Source organism: Paenibacillus campinasensis (assembly GCF_002272015.1).
GTDB lineage: Bacteria > Bacillota > Bacilli > Paenibacillales > Paenibacillaceae > Paenibacillus_AQ > Paenibacillus_AQ campinasensis.
On the sequence record NZ_NPBY01000092.1, the window covers coordinates 1 to 8,939 of the forward strand.

Annotated in this window: 8 protein-coding genes; 3 read left to right on the forward strand and 5 right to left on the reverse strand. The window is 38.2% G+C overall.

Annotation, left to right across the window (positions count from 1 at the left end; genetic code table 11):
* Both CHH67_RS24000 and CHH67_RS24005 read left to right on the forward strand, forming a co-directional pair.
* On the forward strand, nt 1-509 hold a 509-nt coding region (locus CHH67_RS24000; protein ID WP_144029316.1), incomplete at its 5' end, for an HNH endonuclease family protein.
* Between the two features lie 25 nt (nt 510-534).
* Entirely contained in the window at nt 535-1,830 is a 1,296-nt protein-coding gene (locus tag CHH67_RS24005) for an SIR2 family protein (RefSeq protein WP_095267897.1), read from the forward strand.
* An 85-nt stretch (nt 1,831-1,915) separates the two neighbouring features.
* Here the strand turns inward: CHH67_RS24005 and CHH67_RS24010 are convergent, their stop codons facing one another.
* From CHH67_RS24010 to dndB, 5 genes are read right to left on the reverse strand one after another with little or no spacing between them, the layout of a single operon-like run.
* Nucleotides 1,916-3,049 carry a cysteine desulfurase family protein gene (locus CHH67_RS24010; RefSeq protein WP_095267898.1) on the reverse strand — a complete coding sequence of 378 codons (1,134 nt, stop codon included), beginning with the start codon at nt 3,047-3,049 and terminating at the stop codon, nt 1,916-1,918.
* Nucleotides 3,050-3,064: 15 nt separating this feature from the next.
* Complete coding sequence (locus CHH67_RS24015; protein WP_095267899.1) at nt 3,065-3,445, reverse strand: DndE family protein; 381 nt, start codon at nt 3,443-3,445, stop codon at nt 3,065-3,067.
* Complete coding sequence (gene dndD / locus CHH67_RS24020) at nt 3,442-5,448, reverse strand: DNA sulfur modification protein DndD (RefSeq protein WP_095267900.1); 2,007 nt, start codon at nt 5,446-5,448, stop codon at nt 3,442-3,444. Before dndD ends, CHH67_RS24015 begins: the two co-directional genes overlap by 4 nt.
* A gap of 18 nt (nt 5,449-5,466) precedes the next feature.
* Complete coding sequence (gene dndC, locus CHH67_RS24025) at nt 5,467-6,972, reverse strand: DNA phosphorothioation system sulfurtransferase DndC (RefSeq protein WP_244908315.1); 1,506 nt, start codon at nt 6,970-6,972, stop codon at nt 5,467-5,469.
* The gene (gene dndB / locus CHH67_RS24030; protein ID WP_095267901.1) at nt 6,962-8,056 is read right to left on the reverse strand and encodes a DNA sulfur modification protein DndB; all 1,095 of its coding nucleotides are present in this window, start codon (nt 8,054-8,056) and stop codon (nt 6,962-6,964) included. Before dndB ends, dndC begins: the two co-directional genes overlap by 11 nt.
* A gap of 395 nt (nt 8,057-8,451) precedes the next feature.
* Between dndB and tnpA the strand changes: the two genes are divergently transcribed.
* Nucleotides 8,452-8,925, forward strand: a complete 474-nt coding sequence (gene tnpA / locus CHH67_RS24035) for an IS200/IS605 family transposase (RefSeq protein WP_007128375.1) — start codon at nt 8,452-8,454, stop codon at nt 8,923-8,925.
* Nucleotides 8,926-8,939 lie beyond the last annotated feature (14 nt).

The window sequence follows — 8,939 nt, forward strand, 5'->3', positions numbered from 1 at the left end:
GAAATATAGAAAGAGAAACTTCTATTAAAGATATAGATAGTTTGATTGATTATATGCATAAGTTGACAGATGATTCGACATTTGAAAGAAGATTCAGGGAGTTTTCAACTAAATCTAGTCCACTGGCCTATTACATTCTTAGTGAACTTGAGAAATCTTATGTTAAAGGAGTAGTACCTGTACCCCATGGTCTTGAGCAGCATGTTGAACATGTAATGCCTAAGAAACCCTCTAGAGCTAATAATAGAAGTCACGAATGGGGGCATGTTAGAAATCTGCCCGAATATAAGGAGTATGTATATAAATTAGGGAACCTTTTAATACTTGAAAGCTCTATAAATCAAAATGTTGGAAACTCTATTTTTGATACTAAGAAACAACAATATAAAAAATCCTCCTTGCATTATCCGAAACAAGTTGCATTTGAAAAAAATTGGGATTTTACTACTATTGAGGAGCGCCAAAAACAAATGGCAAAAAGGGCAGTGCAAGTTTGGAACTACACTTAAAATTAGTATTAATTTTGGAGGTAGCATGAAAATATATGAAGCAGCAATATTAGCTTTAAAAAAGATTGGGAGGCCTGCTACAGTAAAAGAAATTTTGGAAGAGATTTTGAAAGATAACATATATGAATTTAATACTTTAGACAAAGAAAATGTCTTGAGAAATCAAATACGTCGTCGTTGTGAACATTATACAAAATCAGGTGCTGCTGATACTAAGTATTTTAGGCAATCTAGGGGTAGGATCGAACTTTTAGAATTCCCAATAGCTATTAGCCGTCCCAAAGAAGAAGATGACCCAGAAGAGTGGAAAATTAAAAGAACCGAATACATCAATCAAGTGCATGGTGCTTTTAAACGAAATCAACTTTCATTGTTTTTAGGAGCAGGTGTTTCTAGATCTGCTACATTACCTGATTGGCAAACATTGATAAAGAAATTGAACTCGGAAGTTATACGCAAAATAAGTGGCGAAAAGGGTAAGTGGTCTATTGCTAACAGGAAGTTTAAAGAAAGCGATACTGCTATGCTAACAGATGTTCTTACTCATTTAAAATCTGATGGATCATCAATATCAAATGCTCACTTCTTCGAATTTATGTTGGCTGAAAAGGATCATAAGGAGCTATCACCATATATTCGGAAAGCATTGTATGGTGAGGATTATCTAGGAAAGAAATTTAACTCTTCACAACTTGAGTGGATTGCGAAACTATGTATTCCCAAAAATTTTCACCGTATTCGTTCAGTCATAACCTTTAATTTTGATGACTTGTTAGAACAAAATCTAATAGCTCTAACTGTAAAACCTAAACCCGTCTTTAAGGAAGATGTAGAAATCAGCCCTGAAAATCTACCAATCTACCACGTCCATGGATATCTTCCGCAGAACGATACTTCCTTTGACAATGAAGATGGTAACCTAATAGTGTTTAGCGAAAAAGCGTACCATACTGTTTATACTGATGCATACTCCTGGTCAAATATTATTCAGTTATATACTTTGAAGGAAAGCGTATGTCTATTTATAGGACTTTCCTTTACTGACCCAAACATGAGACGATTACTTGATATTGCTTCTCGAAGAAACAACAAGGTAAAACACTATGCCTTAATGGAAAGAAAAGATCTTGAGAATGCCGAAGAATTATTAGGAAGAGACCTAATGGCACAGGTAAATAGGCAATCCGCAAATTTACTTCAGTCTTTTTTGAATGATATTCACACATTCAAGGAAATAGAATTCCGCAGAATGGGAATCCAAATCATCTGGTATAATGACCACTCGGAAATTCCAGATATTATCCAGGATATTATTGGTTGATGGGGTAAGTAAGTTAATTTATAGAGTCAATTAAGAACTAAAGAGCTCTTAGTTGACTCTTTCACCAAAGAAGTCTATAGGTTGACTATTTTATATATGAAAAAAAATCCAAATCTTTTTCCGTTAGATCTTGTTCTAAGGTAATCCTAATCGTTTGTCGCACTTCCTCCAGCGACTTCCCAGCCGCACTTAATACATGACTAGGCTTGCTTGAACTGCACGCAGATCCGGAGGAAAGAGCTGCATACGCTGAAAGTTTCTTTAGAAGAAGTTCATTATTGACTCCGACAAACTGGACACTAATTAACCCCGGAATCTTATTATTCTCATCGCTATTAAACCTTATTTTGTCCCCTAAATTTGTCTTCAGTAAAGCTGTTAGGTATTGTTCTAACTCATTGAGCTTCTTCACATTACTATCAAGATTTTTACGAGCTAACTCAGCAGCTTTACCCAAGCCTACAATGTTATGAACCGCTAAAGTACCGCTACGATAATTATTTTCTTGGCCGCCACCATGGAAAAGAGGAGTTAATCTCGTATATATTTCCTTGGATTGTTTTCGAATAATTGCAGCTCCTACACCTTTGGGGCCGCCTATTTTATGACCAGACATAGATAGAAAACGAATACCCTTGTGTTTATTCAGATCAACTGGAACTTTACCAATAACCTGCGTTGCATCCGTATGAAAGAAGAGGCTATTTTCTTCAAATATAGATGCAATCTCTTCAATTGGATTTAGAGAACCAATTTCGTTGTTGCCCCACATGATCGAAGTGAGCAATGGTTTGTTTTGAGCTACGGTTTCTTTTACCTGATCAGCGGTGACTCTTGCAAATTGATCCACATCCAAGAAATTGACGCTGAAATCGCATTCTTCTAAATATTTAAATGTTTCGATCACGGAAGGATGCTCTACTTTAGAAGTAAGCAAAAATTTGTTGTTAGAAGATTGCTTACCATAATAGTCAGCTACTCCTTTGATGATCATATTATTGCTTTCGGTTGCTCCGCTTGTAAAAACTACCTCATCAGGGTCGCAGCCTAATAATTCAGCTACTTGCTCCCGTGCATGGGTCACAGCCTTTTTTGCATTCTCGGCCAACGAATAAAACTTACTGGAGGGATTACCGTACTCCTCCTTAAGATAGGGAAGCATGGCATCAAGAACCTCAGGATGGATTCTTGTCGTTGCACTATTATCTAAATAGAGCATGAAGTCACCTACTTTCTATTCAAGTAGTAAGGCACGTATAAATTTTTCATAGTTTCCAGCACTTTTATATTCTCCGGCTAGTGTTCTAATTCCGCGTTCTAGATGAGCATTAAAAAATCCAGGGAAATATTCATCGTCTGAGAGCTCTCTTCCAGCAGCCTGAGTAATTAATGCTCTAAAAACATAGTCATACTCGCCAGTCACAGTGCTGCGGTTAAGGACTAGCCCGTCTGAGAAATCTTTTGTAATTGGAGCTATTTCTGCCCCCTGGCCGTTATTTCGTAATGAAATTGCCACGGCATACCGAATAAGAATATTGGGGGTAATTCCAGTAGAAGCTTGAAGTTGTAAAAGTGTCTCTTTAGCGTATTTAGATGTTTTTAAAGTAAAATTCATTGGTAGCAGTTCTCCCTGGTCAGATCAAAATAGTGACCCTTAACAATTTCGGTTTTTTCCTGGCTTTCATTAAATTCCAGCGTATAGCAGCTTGAAGTAATATCTTTAATGATTTCATATTGCTCTGACCCAATTTCAGAGTCCGTTGTGAAAATCAGGACCTGATCACCGCACTTGGGAATAAAGTGTTGTATTAGTGCGTTTTTATGATCCAAATCAAGGCGTCCAAAAAGAGTATCAAAAACAAAAGGGAGCTTCCAACCGGACACTTTGAACATTGCCCAAATAACTGTTAACATAAGCATTTCTTTTTCGCCTGCAGAAAGTCGCTCTTTAACGATCTCTTGCTTGTTTTTATTAAAGAGGCGTAACTCAAAAGAAGAATGATCGATATGCATGCGGTCAATATAGGCTTTTTTCCGAAACAAAATGTTGATCATTTTTGTAGCTTCATTAGCAACGTCATCCAATTTCTTGCGCCACTGACGTTCTCTAAAGCGTTGACTAACCTTGAGTAGTTTTTCAGTCATAAGGAACGAGTTCTCACCTTTATGATACTCGTTAATCTTTTCTCGAATTTTGTTAGCGAAAGCTTCTTTGGATTGAATATTTTCGCTTATTGTTTGGATTTCATTCTGGTAATGCTCAATCAATAACTTTAACTGTTCGACCCTTTGGGTTTTTACTTCTATGTTTTCAAGGAGGTCTTTGAACTCGCTGGATTGGTCATTTTTCTCGATGGCTTTTCTGAGTTCTTGAGTTTCTTCCAAGAGCCTTGCATTTTCATCGAAAAGAGCAATATAATTTGAAACCTCTAGCGATTTAACCTGTCTAAATAGGCTATGGATTTCACTTTGTTGCTCGAAGGAAGCACGGTGTATTAATTGGACTTCTTCAGGTCGAAGCATCTCAAGAATTCCGTCATATAGTTGATTGATGTCTAATCTGGTCTCCATTGCACCGATTTTTGATTGCAGGTTGTTTACCAGTTGATCCAGTTTACTTTTTTCTAAAGCTGAAGCGACAAACTCGAATGACTCATATTGTTTTTCGGTTCTAAGTTGACGGTCTACTTCCTCTAACAGGTTGCGGGCAATATAGAATGGCAAAATCGAATTGATAAAATTTTTAATTTTATCGGTATTCATCTTTCGCTGATACTCAATTCGGTTTACTTTGGTGATCAGCTCTTGTCGTTTCTCTTGAATGAGGCCGCCGTGGATTTCAAAATCTCTTTTATCTTTCCGAATGAGGTCAGCTAAGGTTAAGGCTTCTTCTTCGCTACTGGATTTTAGGTGCTGGAATTCCTCGAGACTTTGTTTAAGTGTTATAATTTCGGACTCTACTTTATTTAGCTCCTCAATCTCTTTTGCTGCATCAGCATTTTTTTGTGTGTATTGAAGGCGGTAGGTCTGCAAATCCTTCTCTAGATTAACGAACAAATCTAAATTAAAGAGGATCTTCCCCGATTCACTAAGATATTCAGGGATCTTTTCCTCAGAAACAATTCTGGAAATGTCTTCTCCGTCAAAAAGGCATAGTTCGAATAGGCGAGGCGGCATTTCCTCACGTAGTTTATTCTGATAGTCGGATATTTCTTGAGCACCAAGATGCTTTCCATTTTTTTGAACCGAGAAGTACTCTCTGATTTTGTCGTTTTTGATCGTCCAACTTCGAACCAGCGAATACTGATTAGGTTCAAATTCTTCAGTGGAAATGTAATCAAGGGAAATTTGATAATTGTTTTTTTCACCTGCGTGAAGAGCTTGACGGTTTAATAATGAACGGATTCTACGGAAATAAGGTTCGTTTTCCGTTATAAATCCGTAAGCCATGGAACCGAACAATACAATTCTTAAAGATTCTAAAATGGTAGTTTTACCAGCGCCATTTTTTCCTCCGAGCAGAATTACATTCTGTTTGCCGTTTGTTCTGAAATCAAATTTATTAAATTCTCCATTATAAGCGCCAATGTTACGAAGAATCAGCTTATTTATTTGCATTGATTATAAATCCACCTTCTATAGATGTAAGAAATCTTGTTTTAGCGTTTTGTCAAATGCTTGAAATAAACCTCTTCTTACTTTGACGCCCGAGTAATCCTTTTCGACAGAAATGAGCTGCTTGAGGAGGTTAAGGTTAACGCCTTCTTCTTGACAAAGTGTTTCTAAATCGGTAATTTGATCTTCTTTAAACACGGGACGATCGTCGTGATGCCAATCATATATTTCTCCCATTTCTTCTTCAACAATCTGTGGCAAACGATCTTCCCATTGAAGGTCATCGTGCCAGTACTTCCGGATAACTTTCAATTCTTCAAAAGTAATGAGTACAACGGTAGGGTCATGTAGTTCTCGTACCGCTTTTTGAGTACGCAGCAGATTTCTCAAAATTTCTTCTCGAGCGCTGAGTGTAAAAGGACCTACACCAAATCGTTTGAAGTTGCCATCATCATCTTTTACATAAATATCCAATTCCTCGATTGTAGCAAGATTAATATTATTCTCTTCAATAAATTGCTTAATGTCCGCTTTTTCGATGTAAGGATATTTCCCAGCTTCGATTTCTTCTTTCGTAACACCGCCTAAATTAGAAGTAAGGTAAACCTCTCCATTCATGCGATGTTTCTGCCGTTTGGAACGGTCCTCTCTAATTTCTACCAAGAAGTTTCTAAAATCATATAACGGCCGTAGCCAGTCTACGCCGTTATTGATAAATCCGCTCAATGCCTTGTCTTCATTGACGACAGTGCATGTCCAGCAGCCAAACCGACTATTACCACAGGAACCAGCACTCTCTTTCACTTCCTTATCGACAACAAGGGGACACTCACTGCTAGAATCTTGATATAGCTGAAGTAATTCATTGTTATCGTCGCCCCAAGGGGATTCATATTGCAGCAGGTATTCCCAAACATCATCGACATTAAAGGAACGGATAGGGGCAAATACAAATGCATTACTCAAAGTAGAATGACGCATTAAGGTTTTGCCTTCAATGGTATGTGATTGCATAACTGCTGCTCGGGTTGAACTTTCAGAATCTCTTACGCCAAGTAACATAACAACTTCGCCGAATTGATCCACTTTATCCAAAATAAATCGGTTTGCAGGGTCTATTTTTAGGCGATCCGTACACCATCTGAATTTTTGCCGTGGCGTAGGGTAACCCTTTCCGATAATAGATGCCCAGAAGGTCTGCTCTACTTTAGGACGTACCTTTTGCGTTTCAATCGGCAGACCAAGTTCCAAAGCCTTCTGCTGAATCCTTCCTAGGGTTCGAGTAATATTATCAATGATTAAAGGAGTCTCTACCAGAGTATCTGAAGAGATAACATATACTTTCTTCTTTAATACAGAGGAATCAAGCTCAGATAATGCCTGGAACATTAACTGAACAACAGCGGTGGAATCCTTTCCGCCGCTAAATCCAACAACCCATGGGCGATTGTCTGATTGATAAACTTCTTTTACTAATTCTTTGGCTTCCGTGAACTTACCGCCAGTATTAAATATGTTAAGTTCCAAGAGGGGAGACCTCCTTCAATTTATCCTCAATTTTCTGTTCTTGTTCTGTAAGAGGGAGTCCAATTTTATGTTTTATAAGGTTGGCCGTTAGCTGGACTGTCTCGTTGTTTTTATTAATGCGTCCGGTGTGACTATAAGCACGACCTTGCCAATCTTCTTTATTATCCCGATGCCAGTCAATATGTCTCAACTTCTTGACGTATTTCTGCCATTCGTCAGGATGATAGAAGTAGAGATAATGGCCGATCACACCTATGGCTTCTAAAAAGACACCATGAGCAACTATGGAATTTGCCCGTAAATCTCTTGGGGATGCTTTCTTTTTAAGGACTTCCTGCCACTCCGTAATTGTAGCGCATAAAAGAACCCAAAATTGGTTGACGAACTCTTTTTCTTGTTCTGAAACCATTTCGCCTTTTCGCTTCCCAAGGAGGCGACAATTGGTATTAAAGATATGATTTAATGCAAATAGTTTGGGAGAATTCTTTGAAAGATTTACTTTTTCCCGGTCTGTGTATCGATTTAGTAAGGGGATGTCCGAAATCAGTCCCTTTGTTATAAGCGATAATTGGTCTCGATGATCATATAGAATGCCGATTGAAGACGTGGTATTCACCGCGTGGCGGTTTAAATCTGAGAACATCTGCTGGGACCGGACAAGTCCTAAGTCATGGAAAAAGACTACGGATATGGTCTCGTCTCCAAGTTCCGGAGCAATCTTTAAAGCTTCTTCAATCGCTGCGCGTCGATGTTGGCCATCATTGATTAAAAATTTTGAATCAAGTGAGATCGATAGATATCCGATATCTTTATATTCATTAGAGTGTGCCTGAAAGATCATTTCGCCATCTACCGATGCTGTAAGTGAGGAAAATATGTAGTCTTTTGGGTTCTCAAGAATATAGTTGGCTATGTCTGGTATTCTAGATTTGTTCATTAGGCGTTGAGCCCTATGTTCGGCGGGTATTTCTTCCTCATCAAATAGAAAGATTTTAGGAATTAACCTAAGTGGACACATGACGGTGTAAAATTCTCGTCCCGCTTGAATACCCCGAAGAGCAGGGAAACTATAACTAAAGTTCATAATATAACATTCTCCTTAATTACGTACGTAATATTAATGAATGTAATTTGATTTTACTGTAATGCGAACTTATGTTCAACCCAAATATCAAAAATTGTGAGAGAAAACCTACATTTTAAGGAAAAATGTCGACTACTGTGGGAGTTGATTGCTTTTAACTTGATTTTTGGAGATTGTACCTCCGAATTTTGTACAGGATGCAAATAAATCTACAATCCTAGATGATTCGTCTTTTACGAATCATCTTTTATTATGGCTTTAGCCAGTTGAGCTCGCGAAGCGTGCGAAACAAAAAACCACCCGCTATGCGGGTGGAGGGATCGAGGGTTTGACCAACAAGACCATTCCGATAAAATTGAGATGTTCAGGCTCAATAATGAAAGGAATGGTCTTAGATGGCAAACAAGAGCTATAGTTTAGCTCACACGAAGTGGATGTGCAAGTACCACATTGTGTTCACCCCGAAGTATAGACGGAAAGAGATTTATAATCAAGTGAGGAAAGACTTAATCGAAATTTTCAAACGATTATGCAAATACAAGGGAGTGGAGATAATCGAAGGCCACATGATGCCCGATCATGTACATATGTTGGTAGCAATTCCCCCCAAAATCTCAGTATCATCATTTATGGGATACCTGAAGGGGAAAAGCTCACTCATGATATTCGAGAAGCATGCTAGCTTGAAGTATAAATATGGCAATCGAAAATTTTGGGCGGAGGGATACTACGTCAGCACAGTGGGCTTGAATGAAGCCACCGTGGCAAAATATATCCGTGAGCAAGAAGCACACGACCAGGCAATTGATAAACTGAGTGTGAAAGAGTATGAAGACCCATTCAGCAAAAACAGTAGCAAGAAGAAGTAAACCAGTTTAACTGG